The sequence below is a fragment of the Corynebacterium sp. AOP40-9SA-29 genome, assembly GCF_052377405.1.
In the GTDB taxonomy this organism is placed as follows: Bacteria; Actinomycetota; Actinomycetes; order Mycobacteriales; family Mycobacteriaceae; genus Corynebacterium.
In genome coordinates, this window is sequence record NZ_JBQSWR010000002.1 from 322,562 (window position 1) to 341,608 (window position 19,047).

Consider the following 19,047-nt stretch of genomic DNA (forward strand, 5'->3'; position numbering starts at 1 on the left):
CAGGACGTAGAGATTTATGCGTCCAAACCCCGCGTGTCGACACCCCCAGACGGCGGTGTTGGATGCTAGAAATCTATACAGTCAGATAACCAACCCGCCCAGCCTCCAGCGAAATGAGCACGCCGTGGACTTCGAGAACGTCGACCTGCAGGCGGTCCTCGACGACATCGCCGAGACCGGCTACTCAACCTCGCAAGCGGGGGAGGAGCCCCCCTCCTCCGACCTGGCCGGATACCAGGCTCTCGCCGATGACGGAGTGGAAGTCGTGATCATCGACACCGACGCGCTCCAGTCCACACAACTGCGCAACCTGGCGCAGACTGTCAAAGACTCCAGCGAGGACTCCGCCGAGGACGGCGCAGAAGCATCGACGGTCATCGTCCAGGCCCCGAACAACACTCAGGTCGTCAGCGACGTAATGTCGCGCTATCAGATCGAGTCGAACCAGGGCGAGCTCCACAGTTCGACGGGGCCCCAGGGAGTTGCCGACTTCCTCAATTCGGCCGACGAGGCGGAGCCCGCCTTCTCCTGGATCTACGTGCTGGCCATCGTGGGCATCCTGCTCGCCGTCGCCGCCACCGCCGCGTTCGCCCGCATCACCTACCGCCGCTGAGCGTAGATACCGAGCGCAAGCACTCGGCAGAAATACCGGACGACAGCGCTCGCCGGAAGGTCCGCAGAGCGCCCCGGTGGCGCGCAAACAGTTCTACAGCTAGAAGCTAGCGTGAGACATCATTAATAGGGGCGGAGAGCCGAGCACATACGCCAGTCAAGGCACATGGCTTGTCTATGCTCAAGTCAAGGTTCAGAGTTTGAGTTGACCTCGGACGATCATTGCAATGAGACACGCCGAAGTTGCTATGTTTGTGACGAAGATCACAATTAAGGAAGCGGCTCCCGTGGTCGCAGGTCAAGGCATTCAGCGTGACAAGTGTGCCTGCTGATTCTTATGTGGTTAGTGGGATTCGGGTTTCGCATGGGTCCCGAGTGGCTTACGGTTCAGTTGTCGTCAATTGGTAACGATCCGATATCGGAACGAGACCTGTTCGTGACATTTCCGTCGGTGACTAACCGGGCCGGCGGAGCCTGGGCCCGGGCCCTGGACCACCTCGCGGGGAAGCGCGGTGGACAGGTGGCCGAGACAGGATGACATCAAGAATGACGACTTGACCGTAATGACCGGTACGCCATTGCAAGGAGAGACTCACCGTGGCACTTAGGCTGAAAACCCGCGGCACCGCCCGCAGGTCGACCGTCCGGTCCACTCGGGCGCTGCTGTCCTTCGCGGTGGCCGCAGGACTCGCCGTCCCCGCCGCCACTGCCGTCGCCGCCCCGTCCGACAGCGCCTCGAGCGCCGAAGACCAGACCGCCGAGGCCTACCTCGCTGACCTTGTCGGCACCGTTTCCTCAACTGAGGGTGAGGTGTCCTCCCTGGAACTCGAGCTCGGTGGGCTCCGCGAGTCGGTGAACAAGGCACGCGTCGACGTTGACCGTAGCCAGCGCGCAGCCCAGGAGGCACAGGACAACGTCACCGAGGCGCGCAGCCGTCTCGATGGCTCCGACTCCGAGGTGAAGGACGCCCAGTCCACCCTCGACGAACTCGCGCGCTCGGCCTACACCCGCGGCGGCGACTCGGCACCGATCGCCCTGGCCTCCGGTTCGGATGCCACGGGCGACACGATCGACCGGGCGACGTACATGCGGATGGCAGCTGAGAAGCAGCAGTCCGACATCGACAAGCTCGATCTCGCTCGCACGCAGGCTGCCAACGAGGAGTCCTCACTGCGCGTCTCCCGCGATGACGCCGACGGTCTCGTCACCGCAGCGCGGGACGCTCACTCTTCGGCACAGAAGGCTTACACCGACGCTCAGTCCACGATCTCGGAGAAGTCCGCGGAACTGGAACGCGTCAAGAACACGCTGTCTGATGCCCAGTCACGTCTTGCGGCCGCGAAGAAGGCCGTGGACAAGGTCTCCGAGAACGCCGGTGCCAGCTCCTTCGACAAGCGCCGTGCCGCCGAGGCGGCCGTCGACAACGTCGAGTCGACGCCCACCGTTGACACGAAGGTCGACGTCGACGACGGCAATGGTGAGAGCGACGAGGTCGCCGGGCCGGTTGCTCCGCTCGCTGACGAGGCACCCGAAGAGGCGGCTGAAGAGGTCACCGAGGACGCAGAGGTCGCCACGGATGAAGCCACTGGTGAGGAAGCGGTAACCGAGGAGCCGCTCGACGATGAACTCGTCGACGACGTCCCGGAGGAAACAGACGAGGCCGACGAAGCCGCGGAGATCCCCGACATCGAGTCGATCCCGGGGAGCTTCGAGGGCAGCACCGAAGGTGACGCGTTGAGGCAGGCTGCCATCGACGGGCTTATTGGTGCCGCTGGCGATGCCGCATACGCCGGTATCAACTCCCACCTCTCCGGGGACCCGGATGGGGCCCTCGAGGCTGCTGCCAACGCCGGTCGTGAGTCCGCCGCGAACGCCTACGCGAACCTGCCCGCGGGCACGGAAGGCGCAGAAGGCACTGAAGGTGTCGAAGGTGCAGAGGGCATCGAGGGCGAGGAAGGCATCCTGCCGGAGATCAACCCCGGTGAGGGCGAGCAGCCGGCGGAGCCGGACTCCTCCGGTACCAGCGAGGAGCAGATCGAGCGGGTCATCGAGCGCGGCATGGGCCAGTTGGGCGTGACCTACGCCTGGGGCGGCGGTAACGCCGACGGTCCCACCATGGGTGTGCGCGACGGCGGTGTCGCCGACTCTCACGGCGACTACTCCAAGGTCGGTTTCGACTGCTCCGGCCTGATGGTCTACTCCTTCGCCGCGGCCGGCATCCAGTTGGAGAAGTATTCGGGCTACCAGTACACCTCCGGAAACCAGGTCCCGGTCGGCGACGCTAAGCGTGGCGACATGCTCTTCTGGGGTATTGGCGGAAGCTCCCACGTGGCGCTCTACCTGGGCGACGGGACGATGCTCGAAGCCCCGCAGTCCGGCGACGTGGTCAAGGTCTCGCCGGTCCGCTGGGACGGGATCGAGCCGATGGCCGTGCGCATGATCGAGTAGCACCCCGGTTACACCGGCTACACCGGCTACACCGAGAAATCACCGCAGGAGTTCACGCATTGCGTGATCGACTGCGGTGATTCTCGCTGTGCGCACCGCCCCGGACAGCGGCAGCAGCTGCGGGTCGAGAGAGGCACCGTGGTCGGTCGCGCGGGTGACCTCGATGACGGAGGCGACCACGTCGGCGCGGGCCATCAGTTTCTCCGCGCGCGGCGAGACCCCGGACGGAAGTCCGGGCAAACCGAAGAAGTCGCTCAGCGCTCCGACGGCCAGACGCGGGGAGTGGTGGCGCACCGTCCCGGTGCCGGACGCTTCGACGAGTGCGGCCGCGGCCTCCGTCGCCTCGCGCAGCCGGGTGTCCGCCTCACCGGGGCCGTAGAACTCGCCGGCGCGCACGCGACCTTCGCACTGGTACCACACCCACTGCACCAGGGAATTGTCCACGACCGTGGGGACGAGGACATGGGTGATGAGCGGGTCGGCGTCGGCAATGCTGATGCCGGCTCCGGCTCGTGACACCGCGGCCGCCCCGCGGCTTCCCGCGGGCAGTGCCGGCGGGTCGCCGGGCCCGGCGAGGACGAGTCCGACGAGGGGACGCGAGGACAGCTCGACGGGGAGGTCGCGGGTGACCTCGCGCACGGCGTGCAGCAGGTCGACCAGGCCGGTGGCGCGGTCGTCGAAGCGTCCGGCGAAGGGGTCGTCGCCGCCGGGGTCGACGATCAGGGAGTGCGCCGGGCCCTGGACGTCCTGGAAGGCGTCGATGACGTCATCGGCGGAAACGAGGCCGTGCAGCCACCATCCGAGCCAGACGGTGGTGTTCTGCACCGGGGACCACAGTTGTTCGCGCAGCGGGGTGGCCCGCCTTGTGCCGGTGGCGTCACCGGCGGGGTTTCTGGACGACATTGCACCTAGCCTAGAGTTGGAGCCCATGAGCTTCAACGACAGGTACGGCCGTGACATCCTCGGGGGTTCCGGAGACGGACAGGGGGCAGCCGGGGGCCACCGCGCCCGCCAGGCCCCACCGGCTCCGGAACTGCCCGCGAAGCCGGGCACCGTCGTCGAGGTCGCCGACGGGGGTTGGGTCGGCGCCGTCGTCGGTTTCGAGAAGACCTACGACGGCCAGTTCGTCCGGCTGGAAGACCGGCATGGCCGGGACCGTCTGTTCAAGTTGCGTCCCGGTGGCTTCCTCGTCGACGGCCGGCCGGTCACCCTCACTCGCTATGTGGCCCCGTCGCAGACGCCCCAGGACCAGCAGCGCTCGAACTCGGGCTCGCGCAGGGTCCAGGACGTACGTGCCAAGGTTGCCGCCCCCTCGCGAATCTGGGTCGAAGGGTTGCACGACGCCGCCATCGTCGAGCAGGTATGGGGCCACGACCTGCGCGTGGAGGGTGTCGTGGTGGAGTTCATCGAAGGCCTCGACAACCTCCCCGCCATGCTCAAGGAGTTCCGTCCGGGGCCTGGCAGGCGGGTCGGCGTACTCGCCGACCACCTGGTGGAAGGCTCCAAGGAGACCCGGCTGACCCAGGGTCTCGGACCGGACGTGATGGTGACCGGTCACCCCTACATCGACATCTGGGAGGCGGTGAAGCCGGCGACCGTCGGCATCAGCGCCTGGCCGAAGGTGCCCTACGGGGAGGACTGGAAGACCGGCGTATGCCAGCGTCTGGGGTGGGGGACGCCGACCGACGGGTGGCGGCACGTGTACTCCAAGGTGCGCACATTCCGGGATCTCGACGCCACCCTCATCGGGGCTGTCGAGCGTCTCGTGGACTTCGTCACAGAACCCGGGAACCCCGCGAACTGATATTCTGCGGGCATGGGCCCGATTATCTGGTTGATTGCAGCGGCCGTCCTCGCGGTCGGCGAATTCCTGATCATGGACTTCACGTTGCTGATGCTCGCGGTCGCCGCCCTCACCACCGCCGGGGTCGCCTTCGCGGACATCCCGGTATGGGCGGAGGTTGGTGTCTTCGGGGTCTCTTCCGCGGCCACGCTACTGCTGTTGCGCCCGGTGCTACGGCGCCGCTACATCGCCCAGGGCGAGGTCCGGGAGTTCACCACCAAGGAACTCGAGGGGCAGCCGGCGCAGGTCCTGACCGACGTCACCTCCGAAAACTCGTCGGGCCAGGTGCGCATCGCCGGCGAGATCTGGTCAGCCCGGGCGGCACACCCCGGGTCCTCATTCAGTGAAGGGGACCGTGTGCAGGTCGTCTCCATTGACGGCACCACAGCCGTGGTGTGGAAAGGAGTGTGACCCGTGGAGATGATCTCGATCCTTCTGATCCTCCTCGTCATCCTCGTCGCAGTAGCCCTATTCAAGTCCGTGGCCTTGATCCCGCAGGGGGAGGCGGCGGTCATCGAGCGACTCGGCCGCTACACCAGGACGGTGTCCGGCGGGCTGACGATCCTCGTGCCCTTCATCGACCGGGTCCGCGACCGGGTGGACACCCGTGAGCAGGTCGTGTCGTTCCCGCCCCAGGCCGTGATCACGCAGGACAACCTGACCGTGGCCATCGACATCGTCGTGACCTTCCAGATCAACGACGCCGCACGGGCGATCTACGGTGTCAACGACTACATCATCGGCGTCGAGCAGATCTCCGTGGCCACGCTGCGTGACGTCGTCGGCGGCATGACGCTGGAGGAGACACTGACCTCCCGTGACGTGATCAACCGTCGGCTGCGCGGCGAGCTGGATGCCGCCACCACCCGCTGGGGCCTGCGCATCAGCCGCGTGGAGCTCAAGGCCATCGACCCGCCGCCCTCCATCCAGCAGTCCATGGAGATGCAGATGAAGGCGGACCGTGAGAAGCGCGCCATGATCCTCACCGCCGAGGGCCAGCGCGAGTCGGACATCAAGACCGCCGAGGGTAAGAAGCAGGCCCGGATCCTCGGCGCCGAGGGTGACAAGCACGCCCAGATCCTCTCGGCCGAGGCCGAGCGACAGGCGCGCATGCTGCTCGCCGAGGGTGAGCGTGCCGCGAAGTACCTCGAGGCGCAGGGTCAGGCGAAGGCGATCCAGAAGGTCACCGCCGCCATCAAATCCTCCCAGGTCACCCCGGAGGTGCTGTCCTACCAGTACCTGGAGAAGCTCCCGGAGATGGCGCAGGGCGACGCGAACAAGGTGTGGATGCTGCCGATGCAATTCGGCGACTCCCTGGAGCAGTTCGCAAAGGCCTTCGCCAACAAGGACGAAGACGGCACCTTCCGTTACGAGCCGACCCCGGTCGACGAGTCCTTCCGCGACGTCGCCAACGAGACGACCTCGGAGAACTGGTTCAACACCGAGTCCGCCCCCGAGATCGCCAAGGCCGTGGCCGAGGCCAATGCGGTGGCCAACCGCTCGGTCGACGAACCGACCGACATTCCCACCCCATCCTCGACATCTCCGTCCGCCGCGTCCTCCGCGTCCGCCGCATCCTCCGCTGCGACCGAGGAGTCAGCGGCGGCGATCACCCAAGAGGAAGAGTCTCCGTCCTGGCCAACATATGCACAGCCAGAAGCCAACCAGCCTGCTCAGCCTGCCAACCCGCAGCAGAAAGACGCTGAGACATAGCCTGTTTCGAGATGCCCAGCATCTCCGCCGCCTCACTTTGAAGGTGGCCCTGCCGGACCAGAGCCGTCGCCTCCCGCCCTTCGGCGGTGCGGCGGCTCAGTACGTGGGAGACCAGGGTGAATGCCGCAGCGATGTCCCCGGCCACGTCCGCACCCCGCCCCGCAGCCTGTACACCTCCGGGTCCGGCCTGCTCGACCCTGGCGCTGATCATGCCCGCACGTCGGGAACCTCGCACCGCGCGGCCGGACGCGGCCACGAGCTGATCGCGCATCACGGCGTCCGGCGCGTCCTCCCGCCCGTCTGCCTCGCCGTCCCCGCCGACCACGGCACCAATCCCGATGGCGAAGTCGCCGGCCTGGATAAGGTTCATCACCACGCCCGAGGCGCTGTCCGCGTCGTCGGCGAGGACGGCGAGTTCGCCGGGCCCCTGGAGGCGGACGTCGACGACGTTGTGGGCGTTCCCCAGGGCGTCGGCGACCTGTCGGACATAGTCGGCCCGCCGGAGGGATGTTCCGCGGTATGTGGCGTGGACGGAGTACATGACCGCCACACTACAGATGTGTCTACTGTCAGGGCTTGACCGGTGTGCTTTCTGCCGCAGAAAGTTCAGCCCGCACGCCACGAAGTGCACCGGCGGTGAGAGCCAGCCCCACCACAGCGAGCACCACGCTGAGCACCAGGAACCACGGTTCGCCACCACCGGCCAGTGTGTCCGCGGAGACCACGAGGGCGACGGTGAGCGGGGCGGAGCCAACCACGGTCGCCAGCACGCAGGACACCAGCGGGATGCGGCTCAGCCCGCAGGCGTAGTTCAGCAGACTGAAGGGGACCAGGGGGACCATGCGCAGCCCGAGCACCGCGAGCCAGCCGCGGGCCTCCAGGGCACGCTGCAGAGCGCGCACGCGCGGCATAGTCTCGGCACGACGCACGGCCGGACCGCCGATCCAACGCACGAGGAGAAGCGACAGTGTCACCGATAGAGCCATGCCAATCAGAGCCAGCACGCTGCCGATGAGGGGACCGAAAAGCACGCCAGCAGACACCGTCCAGATGGTGCGGGGGACAGGCAGCTGAGTGGCCCCGACCATCAGGGCCAGGAAGGTCACCCACGCGATGCTCCCGCTGTTTTCAACGGTGGTGCGCACCGTGTCGAGGTCCGGGGTGGGAAGGAGCACGGCCGCGACGATGACGGAGATCCCCAGAGTCACGAGCCCGGCGAAGGGGAGCAGGTGGTCTCTGGACATATCGGGTACGCCTTCGCGAGGGTCAGTTGAAACGAAGAAAAGGCCCACCGTAGTGGGCCTTCTCTGTGGTGTCCGGAGGGGGACTTGAACCCCCACGTCCGTTAATAGGACACTAGCACCTCAAGCTAGCGCGTCTGCCATTCCGCCACCCGGACATGGATGCGGACGCCGAACACGGTTGCGGTTGATATCCAACCCTGTGTCCGTCGCACTCCGGTAACTATAACGAGTCCGCGCCGCGGTGACAAATCTGCATAAAATGCCCAGCTCGGCGGGCAGATCACGTCCCGAGACGGCCCGTCACAGACTATGACTTCAGAGTCTTTCTGCGGGGCACAAAACACTGCGGCATACTGGTTGCCATGAGTGACACGACCCACCACCAGCCCACGTATCTCGACGACCGGTTTCCCGCGGCGGATCCCTACGCCCCCTTGACCGACCTGCCGCGCCTGGAGCTCTCCAGCGCAGACTTCAACGACGGCGATCGCCTGCCCTCCGCTCAGCTGGGCGGCAGCGACGTTTCTCCGCAGTTGTCCTGGTCGGGCGCGCCGGAGGGGACGGTGTCCTATGCGGTGACTTGCTACGACCCTGATGCGCCGACGACCTCGGGCTACTGGCACTGGGCAGTGTTCAACATCCCGGCCTCGGTCACCTCCTTGGAGGCCGGCACCGGCGACGCCGAGCTCGCCGGCCTGCCGGACGGGGCAATGGCCCTGCCGGGCGATTCTGGTAGCCGCGGCTATTACGGTGCGATGCCCCCGGCCGGTCACGGTCCCCACCGCTACATCTTCGCCGTGCATGCCCTCCCGCAGTTCCTGGAGATCAACGATCGCTCCACCCCGACGATCCTTGGCTTCAATCTGAACTTCACGGCCACCGCCCGTGGCCTGCTCTGGGGCTGGGCCGAGAACTAGGCGGCCGACCACCCCGCCGGACTAACTAGTCCTTCCAGGGCAGTTCGGCGCCAACGGCCTCGGAGAGGTTCGTTAGACCGTGCGCGCGCACCTGGCGGGCGATCCCGAGGTGGATGTCCCGGATCCAGTCGGGGCCGCCGTAGATGAAGCCGGTGTAGCCCTGCAGCAGGGTTGCCCCGGCACCGATGCGTTCCCACGCCTGCTGCGGGGTCTCGATGCCGCCGACGCCGATGAGGACGAGACGGTCACCGGCGCGCTGCCGGATACGGCGCAACACCTCTAGCGCCCGTTCGGCGACCGGGGCACCGGAGATCCCGCCGGCACCGAGCGCCTTCACGTCGGAGGCTCCGGTGGCGAGGTTGTCCCGGCTGATGGTCGTATTGGTGGCGATCAGGCCGGTGAGGCCGAACTCCAGGGCCATGTCGGTGACCGCGTCCACGTCCTCGTCGGTGAGGTCGGGGGCGATCTTCACGAACAGCGGCCGGTCGCTGACCTGGCGCACGGACTCCACGATCGGCCGCAGGCTCTCCACGGCCTGCAGGTCGCGCAGCCCAGGGGTATTGGGCGAGGACACGTTGATCACCAGGTAGTCGGCGACATCGTCGACGGCGCGGGCGGACTCGAAGTAGTCGGCCGGAGCGCACTCCGCCGGCGTGTTCTTCGTCTTGCCCAGGTTCACTCCCACCGGCTCGGGAGAGACGCGGGTCCCCAGGCGCTTGGCCGCGGCCAGCGCACCGTCGTTATTGAAGCCCATCCGGTTAAGCAGTGCCCGGTCGGCCGGAAGGCGGAACAGACGAGGGGTCGGGTTACCCGGCTGGTGCACCGCGGTGACGGTGCCGACCTCGGCCGAACCGAATCCGAGCGGGCCCCACACGTCGACCTCGGTGGCGTTCTTGTCGAAGCCGGCGGCCAAGCCCAACGGGCGAGGGAAACGGACCCCGGCGACAGTCTGGGCGAGCACCGGGTCGGTGACCACGAAGCAGCGACGCAGTGCGGCACGCGCCGCGGCGGACCGGGCCGCCACGGACAGCGCAGAGGTCATCAGCCCGTGGATGCGCTCAGCTCGCAGCGTGAACAGCACACGCAGGGAGGAGTCGTAGACGGCCCCGCGGAAGGCACGGAAGGTAGTCATGGAGTCTGGTGTCCTCTCGGGAGATCTAGCTGGGGAGGTCGTCGGCGGGGATGAGTTCACGAGTCCCGTCGGCGGCGACGAGCAGCAGGTCGCCGCTACCGTCGTCGATGATGTGGCGTACGTCCGAGGTCGTCGGCACCTGGCCGACCTCCTCCGGTGTGCCGGTGGACAGATCGTAGCCGGTCAGCATGTTGTCGCCGGTGGTGGACACCCACATGACCTCACGCTCGGAGTCCCACAGCACCGCCCACGCGCCCTCGCCGGTGGGCACCGCCTGGGTGTGCCGGATGACGTCGGTGAGGGTGTAGACCAGCGCCTGGCCACGACGGGCGTCGGAGGCGACGAGCACCCCGTCGGGCTGCGTGCCGGCGGAGACCGTCCCCACGCCCTGGCCGATGCGCAGCGCGGCCACACGCGACTCATCGGCGATGTTGATGTCGGTGACGCTGGTCTGCTGCGCATCGATAAGCGCGGCGCGCCACTCCGCGTCACCGTCCTCGCTATCGGCGTTGCGGGTATTGCCGACGAGCTGCATGGAACTGCCGGTGGCGGTCATGTCCTCGGAGTTGGTCTCCTCGCCGTCGGCGTCGAACCAGTGGACGTCGCTGTCGGACTCCACGGTCAACGCCACCTTGCCATCGGGGTGCACCGCGGCGGCGGTCACGTCGCCGGGGGCCTCGAAGCTGCGGACCTCCTGGCCTTCGGCGTCGAGGATGCGCACGGTCGTCCCGCAGCCCAGGACGAGGCCGTCGACCGCACCGGTCAACGTTGTGCACGTGTCGTCAACGTCCACCGACGGCGCGGAGCCGGACGCCACGTCCTCCAACGGGCCGATCACCAGACGGCCCTGCTCCAGCGCGGCGATGGGGGCGGGGGAGTCTTCGGTGACGGACGTCCCCACGCCGGCGCGGACCAGGCCCAGCAGCGCCTCGCCGGAGTCGAGCGTGCCGGTCACGTCGGCGTCGTCGGAGATGTCGGGGGAGTCCAGCGGCTCGGCGGCGACGCCGACCACGGTCTCGCCGTCCTCGGAACCGTCGGTCCCGATCATCTGCTCGGCGCACCCCGACAACGTCACCAGCGGCACCATGGCCAGGGCCGCGACGGTCAGGGGCTTGGCCGGGCTCATCCGCGGCTGTGTCAACAGGCTTCTCACGCCAATTACGCTACTACACGCGGTGTGGGACTCCAGTCGGTGTCCAGCCGGTGTCTAGGCGGGGGGCTGTCGCGAAGTGATCGCGAAGTGACGACGAAGTGATGACGGGGTCGCGGCAAGGTACTCTCGTCAGCCATGGAGTTTTCCTCACATCTCGCCTCCGACGCCGGCGACGTCGTCACCACCACCGACATGGGGTGGTTGCAGACCATCATCCTCTCGATCGTCCAGGGGCTCACCGAGTTCCTGCCGGTGTCCTCCTCAGGGCACATGCGCATCGTCTCCCAGCTGATCTGGGGGGAGGACGCGGGCGCCTCCTTCACCGCCGTGATCCAGCTGGGTACCGAGCTGGCGGTGCTCGTCTTCTTCGCCAAGGACATATGGATGATCCTGTCGGCCTGGTTCGCCGGCGTCTTCGACCCGGCCAAGCGCGACAACCAGAACTACCGCATGGGCTGGATGGTCATCGCCGCGACGATCCCGGTCGGTCTGATCGGTTTCCTCGCCAAGGACCTCATCCGCGACAACCTACGCAACCTGTGGATCACCGCGATCGTGCTGATCCTGTTCTCCTTCGTCTTCATCTGGGCGGAGAAGGTCGGCACCCACCAGCGCAGCTACGACAAGCTCACCATGAAGGACGCCCTGCTCATGGGCTTCGCCCAGTGCCTGGCGCTGATCCCCGGGGTGTCCCGCTCGGGTGCCACGGTGTCCGCCGGCCTCTTCCTCAACCTCGACCGTGAGGTCGCCACCCGGTTCTCCTTCCTGCTGGCCATCCCCGCCGTCCTGGCGTCCGGCTTGTTCAGCCTGCCGGACGCCTTCGACCCCGCCGCCGGGCAGGCCGCCAGCGCACCCCAGCTGGTCGTGGGCACCGCCATCGCCTTCATCCTGGGCTATGTCTCGATCGCCTGGCTTCTGAAGTTCGTCGCCAACCACTCCTTCGCCTGGTTCGCTCTGTGGCGTATCCCGGTGGGTGTGATCGTGCTGATCCTGCTGGCCACCGGCATGATCAACGCCTGATCCCCACACCGGCCCCACCGGTGGCACGTTGCTGCGACCGGGGTGACTAGACTCAGGCCCCATGCGTTCCTGGCCCACCCCCGACGTCCCCACCCTCGCCGGTGACGGTGTCCCACTCTCTCTCCACGACACCGCCGCCGACCGCGTCCTGCCGGTCGACACCGGCACCCTGACCCCCTCCGGCGAGGTCGGTGTCTACGTCTGCGGGATCACCCCGTACGACTCCACCCACCTCGGCCACGCCGCCACTTATGTGACCTTCGACCTGGCGATCCGCCAGCTGCTCGACAACGGTCACGGCGTGCACTACGTGCAGAACATCACCGACGTCGACGACCCGCTGTTCGAGCGGGCCGAGCGCGACGGGGTGGACTGGCGCGAGCTCGGCGATAGCCAGATCGACCTCTTCCGTTCGGACATGGAGACCCTCTCCGTGCTTCCGCCGCGCGACTACATTGGCGCGATGGAGTCGGTCGATGAGGTCATCGACATGGTGGAGCGTCTGCTCGCCTCCGGTGCCGCCTACCGTCTCGACGACGAGTTCCCCGACGTCTACGTCGACTACACCTTCACCGAGCAGTTCGGTTACGAGTCGCGCTACGACGCCGAGACGATGGCCCAGTTCTTCGCCGAGCGTGGCGGCGACCCGGAGCGTCCCGGCAAGCGGCACCCGATGGACGCACTGGTCTGGCGCGTCCACCGCGACGGCGAGCCCGCCTGGGAGTCGCCCTTCGGCGCCGGACGTCCCGGCTGGCACGTGGAGTGCTCCGCCATCGCCACCAACCGCTTGGGCGCTTCCTTCGCTGTCCAGGGCGGCGGCAGCGACCTGCGCTTCCCGCACCACGAGTTCTCCGCGGCCCACGCCGAGGCCGCCCACGGTGTGGAGCGTATGGCCGGGCACTACGTGCACACCGGCATGATCGGTCTCGACGGCACGAAGATGAGCAAGTCGCTGGGCAACCTGGTGTTCGTCTCCCGCCTGACGGAGCAGGGCCACGACCCGGCGGCGATCCGTCTGGGCCTCTTCGAGGAGCACTACCGCAACGACCGCGACTGGTCGGACGCGGTGCTCGCCCGCGCCGAGCAGCGCCTGGCGCACTGGCGCACGGCGGCGGACGCCGCACTGGACGCCGAGACCGTCACCGCGGTGCGCGCCGCACTCGCCGACGACCTGGACACTCCGGGCGTCCTGCGCCTGCTCGACTCCTGGTGTATCGCCTGGAGTGATGCCGGGAGCAACGAGACACCGGAACCGGACGCACCGACGCTGCGCACCGTGTGCGCGGCCCTGCTGGGGGTGGCACTGTGAGCGAGTTCGTCGCCGCGACCGACGCGGCCCGTCAGGAATTCATCGGAAATCTGCGGTCCATGGCCACCGGCAGTTACCTGCGCGACGAGGACCGGGAGTTCTGGGAGGCCCCGTTCCCGGAGTCCGTGGTCGACGAAGCCTCCGAGATCCTGCACCGCCTGGTCTCCGGCGTGCGCGCCGACCCGACCGGGGAGGTCGTGCTGCAGGTCATCTCCGCGCACGACGCCCTGCGTGCCCTCAGCGACCGGCACGCCGGCGCGGTCTACGAGGACGAGGAGGTCGAGGACTTCCGTGCGCTGGTGACCGTGCTGTGCGAGGAGGTCGGCGCGGACTCCCACGAGGTGCTCGACGACCTCGACAGCATCATCGAGCAGGAGTAGCTAGCTCATCCGACCGGCTGCAGCAGCAGCGACTGGTTCGTCGAGCCGAGGGGGCCGCGGGCGTCGTGGAGGCGTCCGATGGTCAGCCCGATCCCGTCGGGTCCGAGGTTGGCCTCGGCGTGCACTCCGGTCCACCCGTCGCCGGCCCAACCCTGCCCAGGCAGGCGGTGCAGCGACACCGTGAGGTCGGTGTTCATGAACTGCCACTCGCGCGGGTCAAGGACGCGGTCGACGCCGTTGGTGGCATCCGCCACGGCCATCAGGGCGGTCCAGGGGGAGTCGGGGACACCGGCGACGACGGGGATCGTGCTGCGTATCCAGGCCTGGCTTCCTGAGCCGTACATCTCGATCGTGTCGATGTAGGGGCTCGCCCAGGCCTCGAGGAACTCGGTGGCGTCGGTGCACCGATCGCGGGGAAGCATCTCTGCGGCGCTGGGCACCTGCGGGTTCTCCACGGCGGTGGTGTCGGCCGTCCTTATCCACCACGCACTGCCACGCACGACCTCGCGGCCGGAAGTATCGGTGACGATGGCCTCCAGGTAGCTGATCCGGCGACCCGGGCGCACGACCCTGGCGGTGGTGCGCAGCCGTGCCACCGGCACGGCACCGAGCAGTTCGGTGGTGACGCGTACGAGGCGTCCTCCCTGCGGTGCGGCCTGCTCGAGGACGTGGGTGACCAGGGCGGACGGGGGAGCGCCGTGCTGCAGGTCCGGGCCCCAGGGGCTCACGGTGTGCGCGGTGGCGACGTAGTCGGTCCAGGTGGTCCCGAGATCGTCGGTGGTCACGGCGGCTGGCTCGAAGTAGGCAGGAGTGACGGAGGTCATGGAGGGCGATTGTATCGGCCGGTCACGTTGGCGGGCATGATGGGAGGAATGAAGGCGATTCTCTGGGACATGGACGGCACACTCGTCGACACCGAACCGCTGTGGGGTGAAGCGACGTATGCGATGGCCACGGCGATGGGCCGCGATCTGACCCCGGAGGTCCGGGAGTCGACGGTGGGCGGCACCGCCGACGGCACGGTGCGTCTGATCGCCCAGTGGGCCGGGCTGGAGCCCTCCGACGACGAGGTCGACGGGTGGATCACCTGGCTCTACAACCATGTCTCCGCCCTCTTCGCCAAGGGTCTGGAGCTGCGTCCCGGGGTCGCCGACCTGCTGGCCGAGGGCCACCGCGCCGGTCTTCCGATGATGGTGGTGACGAATACGTTCCGCACGTTGACGAACCAGGCGCTGGGGTCGATCGGCCACGAATTCTTCGTCGACTCGGTGTGCGGCGACGAGGTCGCCACGGGCAAGCCCGATCCCACGCCGTATCTATTGGCTGCCGACCGGCTGGGCCTGGCCCCCGACGACTGCCTGGTGATGGAGGACTCCACCAACGGCATGACCTCGGCAGTCGCCGCAGGGTGCCGGGTCGTAGGCCTGCCGGCCGACGGGACGGTAGTGCCGGCCGGCGCGGTGCCGGTGGCGGCGCTGCGTGGTGGGGAGCCGAATCTCGGGGGACTGGCCGTCGACGACCTGCGCGGCTTCTGGGAGCAGCTCGGTCGCACCCGGGTGCGGTGAGCTGGTGGGGTGAGCGGTCGGGGTGACCACATCGGCGCGGGAGTGCAGCTCTGTGACAGAATGAGTGCCGTGAAGAACTTCGACTCCCTGTTTGAGGAACTGTCCCAGCGCGCCGCGGATCGCCCCGCCGGCTCCGGAACCGTGGAGGCACTCGACGCCGGGGTGCATTTCCAGGGTAAGAAGATTGTCGAGGAGGCCGGTGAGGTCTGGCTCGCTGCGGAATACCAGTCCGACGACGAGCTCTCCGAGGAGATCTCCCAGTTGATCTACTGGCTGCAGGTTGTGATGGTCGGTCGCGGCCTGAACCCTGCCGACATCTACAAGTTCCTCTGAGAGGCGGCGTGAGTAATCCAGTGAGCAATCCAGAAAGCACCCAACCCGAGCTGCTGCGTGTCGCGGTCCCCAATAAGGGCTCGCTCTCGGAGACCGCCACGGATATCCTCTCCGAGGCCGGTTACCCGGGCCGCGGCGACTCCAAGTCCTTGACCGTGGTCGATGCCGAGAACGGTGTCGAGTTCTACTTCCTGCGCCCCAAGGACATCGCCATCTACGTGGCCAGCGGCCACCTGGACATGGGCATTACCGGCCGGGACCTGGCCGCCGACACCCGTGAGGAGACCGAGGAGCTCCTCGAGCTCGGCTTCGGCGACTCCACGTTCCGTTACGCCGCCCCCGCCGACCAGGAGTGGACGGTGGCGGGCCTGGAAGGACGCCGCATCGCGACATCCTACCCGAACCTCGTGCGCCGCGACCTGGAGTCCCGGGGCATCGACGCCACCGTCGTGCGCCTGGACGGCGCGGTGGAGATCTCGATCCGCCTCGGCGTGGCGGACGCCATCGCCGATGTGGTGTCCACCGGCCGCACGCTGCGCCAGCAGGGTCTGCGTCCTTTCGGAGACCCGGTGATCAGCTCGACGGCGGTCGTCGTGGGGCGTCGGGGTGCGCCTGTCGACGACCGTCAGCAGGTGCTGCTCAAGCGCATCGAGGGCATCCTGCACGCCCGTAACTACGTGATGCTCGATTACAACTGCTCCCGCGACATCCTCGACAGCGCCGCCGCGGTCACCCCGGGCCTGTCGGCACCCACGGTCTCCCCGTTGGCCCAGGACAACTGGGTGGCGGTGCGCGCCATGGTGCCGCGCAAGGATGCCAATACCCTGATGGACAATCTCTCGGCGCTGGGTGCCGAGGCGATCCTCGCCAGCGACATCCGCATCGCCCGAATCTGACCCTCTGCCCCTTTTATCCCTTTCACCCCTTTTCCCGAAAGGCCACGACCTCCCATGACCGTCCCCGAGTACCGCCCCGAGTCTTCACCGGTCACGTCCTCGACCCAGCTGATCACAGCGGCTGAGACACATTCGCTCAGCGCCCACGCCGCCGATACGTTCCGCACCGAGGAGGATCTGCTGGGCACCATGCAGGTGCCCGAGCACGCCTACTACGGTGTTCACGCACTGCGTGCGGTGGACAACTTCCAGATCTCGCGGACCACGCTGAACCAGCTGCCGGAGTTCATCCGCGGCATGGTGCAGGTCAAGAAGTCGGCGGCGCTGGCCAACCAGCGCCTGCACACCCTGCCGACCTGGAAGGCCGACGCGATCGTCTGGGCGTGTGACCGGATCCTGCTCGACCACCGGTGCATGGACCAGTTCCCGATCGACGTCTACCAGGGTGGCGCGGGCACGTCGACAAACATGAACGTCAACGAGGTCGTGGCCAACCTCGCCTTGGAGTACCTCGGCAAGCCCAAGGGCAGCTATGACGTGATCAACCCCAACGATGACGTCAACATGGGTCAGTCCACCAACGACGCCTACCCGACGGGCTTCCGCCTGGGCATCCACACGGCCTTCCAGGACCTGATCCGTCACCTCAGCGCGCTGGAGCGCGCCTTCTCGAATAAGGGCGACGAGTTCCGTGACGTGATCACCATGGGCCGTACCCAGCTGCAGGACGCCGTGCCGGTGAGCCTGGGCGACGAGTTCACCGCCTTCGCCCAGAACCTGTCGGAGGAGCAGTCCCAGCTCGATCGGGCCGCCGGTTTCATGCTGGAGGTCAACCTCGGCGGTACGGCGATCGGCACGGGTGTCAACGCCCACTCCGGTTACCGCGCCGAGGTCATCGAGGCGCTGCGTGAGGTCACCGACCTGGACATTGTCTCGGCCAATGACCTCCTCGAGGCCACCAGCGACACCGGCGCGTACGTCAATGCCAGCTCGGTGGTTAAGCGTGTGGCGATGAAGCTGTCGAAGATCTGCAACGACCTTCGCCTGCTGTCCTCGGGCCCGCGTGCCGGGCTCAACGAGATCAACCTGCCGGAGCGTCAGGCGGGGTCGTCGATCATGCCGGCGAAGGTGAACCCGGTGATCCCGGAGGTCGTCAACCAGATCTGCTTCAAGGTCTTCGGCAATGACGTGACCATCTCGATGGCCGCGGAGGCCGGCCAGCTGCAGCTCAACGTGATGGAGCCGGTGATCGCGCAGTCGTTGTTCGAGTCGATCCGTCTGCTCGCCCGCGCCTGCACCACGCTGCGCACGCTGTGCGTGGTCGGTGTCACGGCGAACGAGGAGGTGTGCCGTTCCTACGTGGAGCACTCCATCGGTATCGTCACCTACCTGAACCCGCTGATCGGCCACCACAACGGCGACTTGGTCGGCAAGGAGTGCGCGCGGACCGGAAAGTCGGTGCGCGAGGTCGTACTGGAGCGCGAGCTGCTCGATGCCGAAACCGTCGACCAGGTGTTGAGCAAGGAGAACCTGCTGCACCCGGTGTGGCGCGGAAAGCTCTACGACAACTGACACCGGGCACCGCCTCACTACGGGGGTGTTCCCCAGGTGTCCCCAGTCGGGGGTGAGATACCACACTGCGCCCACACGATTGGTTTTCATGACTAATATTATGGGCGTGACAAACCCTGCCGACACCACTGCCAGCACCAACAACACCATACCGAGCTACCGATCAGCACTGGGGGAAATTCCCTGGTCACGGCGACACGTCGCCGTTGTCCGGGACGAGGGGAGGTCGGACGACTCGGCCCGATCATGGGCCCTCAGCCTGCCCCACGGACTCACCGAGGGCCGGGTGCTCGACGGCCCCGCCGCCGCACACCCCCCGAACGCGGGGTTCCAGAAGATCTTCGTCGTCGACCCCGGCGAGACCCACCGCCATCACCTGGCCCGCGTCTTCGGCATCCGCTCCGGCGATGATGCCCTCGAGGCCGTCGACCACCGGCTCTCTAGTGCCGGGGACCCCGCCTATCAGTCACAACACGGCACCCTGGTTGACCTGTGCGCCACCCCGTGGTCGGAGCGTCCGGCGGCCCATACGGTGCTTGGCCCGGTTGCTCCCGAATCCCACCACGTGATCGTGCCCTTCCTGCAGCCCGAGGCACATCAGGCTCTTCCCCCGACCCCGCCGCAGGACATCTGCGCCTGGGACATCTCCGTCGCCGTGCACCTGCTGTGGTTGGCCCACGGTGGGGGACTGCTCACGGAAGAGCAGTGCGCCGGGCCGCTGAGCCGCGCACTAGCGATGGCACAGGACTCCTACGACAACTGGGCGGACTACGCCGACGGCGTGGTCGTCGGCAGGGCGGTGTCCGACGGCCGGCTCGACGACTCCTGCCACCGCATGGTCCAGGACACCGCCCTGGCCCTGAACCACCCGGACTCGCCGTGGTTCCGCCTGAACCTGCAGGGGTAACCT

At 67.5% G+C, this 19,047-nt stretch carries 20 protein-coding genes and 1 tRNA gene; 14 read left to right on the forward strand and 7 right to left on the reverse strand.

Features of this window, described 5'->3' with window-relative positions; genetic code table 11:
* Positions 1 to 124 precede the first annotated feature (124 nt).
* Both ACT3SZ_RS05995 and ACT3SZ_RS06000 read left to right on the forward strand, forming a co-directional pair.
* Positions 125 to 613, forward strand: coding sequence for an Rv1476 family membrane protein (locus tag ACT3SZ_RS05995; protein WP_444617444.1), 489 nt, complete (start codon positions 125 to 127; stop codon positions 611 to 613).
* A 596-nt stretch (positions 614 to 1,209) separates the two neighbouring features.
* Complete coding sequence (locus tag ACT3SZ_RS06000) at positions 1,210 to 3,060, forward strand: DIP1281 family NlpC/P60 protein (RefSeq protein ID WP_444617446.1); 1,851 nt, start codon at positions 1,210 to 1,212, stop codon at positions 3,058 to 3,060.
* Between the two features lie 39 nt (positions 3,061 to 3,099).
* Here ACT3SZ_RS06000 and ACT3SZ_RS06005 read toward each other — a convergent pair whose 3' ends face one another.
* Positions 3,100 to 3,963: a hypothetical protein gene (locus ACT3SZ_RS06005; RefSeq protein ID WP_444617448.1), complete on the reverse strand. Its 864-nt coding sequence runs from the start codon at positions 3,961 to 3,963 to the stop codon at positions 3,100 to 3,102.
* A 25-nt stretch (positions 3,964 to 3,988) separates the two neighbouring features.
* Between ACT3SZ_RS06005 and ACT3SZ_RS06010 the strand changes: the two genes are divergently transcribed.
* Genes ACT3SZ_RS06010 through ACT3SZ_RS06020 form a run of 3 tightly spaced genes read left to right on the forward strand, consistent with a single transcriptional unit; the run spans position 3,989 to position 6,616 of the window.
* On the forward strand, positions 3,989 to 4,864 hold the full coding sequence (locus ACT3SZ_RS06010; protein ID WP_444617450.1) for a DUF3097 domain-containing protein: 876 nt from the start codon (positions 3,989 to 3,991) through the stop codon (positions 4,862 to 4,864).
* A gap of 12 nt (positions 4,865 to 4,876) precedes the next feature.
* The gene (locus tag ACT3SZ_RS06015; protein ID WP_444617452.1) at positions 4,877 to 5,314 is read left to right on the forward strand and encodes an NfeD family protein; all 438 of its coding nucleotides are present in this window, start codon (positions 4,877 to 4,879) and stop codon (positions 5,312 to 5,314) included.
* A gap of 9 nt (positions 5,315 to 5,323) precedes the next feature.
* The gene (locus ACT3SZ_RS06020; protein WP_444617454.1) at positions 5,324 to 6,616 is read left to right on the forward strand and encodes an SPFH domain-containing protein; all 1,293 of its coding nucleotides are present in this window, start codon (positions 5,324 to 5,326) and stop codon (positions 6,614 to 6,616) included.
* On the opposite strand, the gene ACT3SZ_RS06025 is transcribed toward ACT3SZ_RS06020, so the two are convergent.
* From ACT3SZ_RS06025 to ACT3SZ_RS06035, 3 genes are all read right to left on the reverse strand, one after another.
* On the reverse strand, positions 6,513 to 7,157 hold the full coding sequence (locus ACT3SZ_RS06025; RefSeq protein ID WP_444617456.1) for a DNA-binding protein: 645 nt from the start codon (positions 7,155 to 7,157) through the stop codon (positions 6,513 to 6,515). The two genes, ACT3SZ_RS06020 and ACT3SZ_RS06025, sit on opposite strands and share 104 nt — an antisense overlap.
* A gap of 28 nt (positions 7,158 to 7,185) precedes the next feature.
* On the reverse strand, positions 7,186 to 7,860 hold the full coding sequence (locus tag ACT3SZ_RS06030) for a TVP38/TMEM64 family protein (protein ID WP_444617458.1): 675 nt from the start codon (positions 7,858 to 7,860) through the stop codon (positions 7,186 to 7,188).
* Positions 7,861 to 7,926: 66 nt separating this feature from the next.
* Positions 7,927 to 8,015, reverse strand: a tRNA-Leu gene (locus ACT3SZ_RS06035).
* 207 nt (positions 8,016 to 8,222) lie between these two features.
* Here ACT3SZ_RS06035 and ACT3SZ_RS06040 point away from each other — a divergent pair.
* On the forward strand, positions 8,223 to 8,777 hold the full coding sequence (locus ACT3SZ_RS06040) for a YbhB/YbcL family Raf kinase inhibitor-like protein (RefSeq protein ID WP_444617459.1): 555 nt from the start codon (positions 8,223 to 8,225) through the stop codon (positions 8,775 to 8,777).
* Between the two features lie 25 nt (positions 8,778 to 8,802).
* On the opposite strand, the gene ACT3SZ_RS06045 is transcribed toward ACT3SZ_RS06040, so the two are convergent.
* Together ACT3SZ_RS06045 and ACT3SZ_RS06050 are read right to left on the reverse strand one after the other, a co-directional pair.
* Positions 8,803 to 9,909 carry a quinone-dependent dihydroorotate dehydrogenase gene (locus tag ACT3SZ_RS06045; RefSeq protein ID WP_444617461.1) on the reverse strand — a complete coding sequence of 369 codons (1,107 nt, stop codon included), beginning with the start codon at positions 9,907 to 9,909 and terminating at the stop codon, positions 8,803 to 8,805.
* Positions 9,910 to 9,934: 25 nt separating this feature from the next.
* Complete coding sequence (locus tag ACT3SZ_RS06050; protein ID WP_444617463.1) at positions 9,935 to 11,062, reverse strand: hypothetical protein; 1,128 nt, start codon at positions 11,060 to 11,062, stop codon at positions 9,935 to 9,937.
* A 192-nt stretch (positions 11,063 to 11,254) separates the two neighbouring features.
* On the opposite strand from ACT3SZ_RS06050, the gene ACT3SZ_RS06055 reads away from it, so the two are divergent.
* The 3 genes from ACT3SZ_RS06055 to ACT3SZ_RS06065 all read left to right on the forward strand — a co-directional run bounded on the left by ACT3SZ_RS06055 (position 11,255) and on the right by ACT3SZ_RS06065 (position 13,771).
* Complete coding sequence (locus ACT3SZ_RS06055; protein ID WP_444617666.1) at positions 11,255 to 12,082, forward strand: undecaprenyl-diphosphate phosphatase; 828 nt, start codon at positions 11,255 to 11,257, stop codon at positions 12,080 to 12,082.
* 61 nt (positions 12,083 to 12,143) lie between these two features.
* Positions 12,144 to 13,391: a cysteine--1-D-myo-inosityl 2-amino-2-deoxy-alpha-D-glucopyranoside ligase gene (mshC, locus tag ACT3SZ_RS06060; RefSeq protein ID WP_444617464.1), complete on the forward strand. Its 1,248-nt coding sequence runs from the start codon at positions 12,144 to 12,146 to the stop codon at positions 13,389 to 13,391.
* Positions 13,388 to 13,771 carry a hypothetical protein gene (locus tag ACT3SZ_RS06065; protein WP_444617466.1) on the forward strand — a complete coding sequence of 128 codons (384 nt, stop codon included), beginning with the start codon at positions 13,388 to 13,390 and terminating at the stop codon, positions 13,769 to 13,771. Before mshC ends, ACT3SZ_RS06065 begins: the two co-directional genes overlap by 4 nt.
* A 5-nt stretch (positions 13,772 to 13,776) precedes the next feature.
* Here ACT3SZ_RS06065 and ACT3SZ_RS06070 read toward each other — a convergent pair whose 3' ends face one another.
* A complete protein-coding gene (locus ACT3SZ_RS06070) occupies positions 13,777 to 14,595 on the reverse strand; it encodes a thioesterase family protein (RefSeq protein ID WP_444617468.1) in 819 nt (272 codons plus the stop codon).
* A 48-nt stretch (positions 14,596 to 14,643) separates the two neighbouring features.
* On the opposite strand from ACT3SZ_RS06070, the gene ACT3SZ_RS06075 reads away from it, so the two are divergent.
* The 5 genes from ACT3SZ_RS06075 (at position 14,644) to ACT3SZ_RS06095 (ending at position 19,044) form a co-directional block, all read left to right on the forward strand.
* Positions 14,644 to 15,336, forward strand: coding sequence for an HAD family hydrolase (locus ACT3SZ_RS06075; RefSeq protein WP_444617470.1), 693 nt, complete (start codon positions 14,644 to 14,646; stop codon positions 15,334 to 15,336).
* A gap of 69 nt (positions 15,337 to 15,405) precedes the next feature.
* A complete protein-coding gene (locus tag ACT3SZ_RS06080; RefSeq protein WP_301442571.1) occupies positions 15,406 to 15,669 on the forward strand; it encodes a phosphoribosyl-ATP diphosphatase in 264 nt (87 codons plus the stop codon).
* Between the two features lie 50 nt (positions 15,670 to 15,719).
* Entirely contained in the window at positions 15,720 to 16,565 is an 846-nt protein-coding gene (hisG, locus tag ACT3SZ_RS06085; protein WP_444617668.1) for an ATP phosphoribosyltransferase, read from the forward strand.
* Positions 16,566 to 16,619: 54 nt separating this feature from the next.
* Positions 16,620 to 18,137 carry an aspartate ammonia-lyase gene (gene aspA / locus ACT3SZ_RS06090; protein ID WP_444617472.1) on the forward strand — a complete coding sequence of 506 codons (1,518 nt, stop codon included), beginning with the start codon at positions 16,620 to 16,622 and terminating at the stop codon, positions 18,135 to 18,137.
* Between the two features lie 106 nt (positions 18,138 to 18,243).
* On the forward strand, positions 18,244 to 19,044 hold the full coding sequence (locus ACT3SZ_RS06095; protein ID WP_444617474.1) for a DUF1266 domain-containing protein: 801 nt from the start codon (positions 18,244 to 18,246) through the stop codon (positions 19,042 to 19,044).
* Positions 19,045 to 19,047 lie beyond the last annotated feature (3 nt).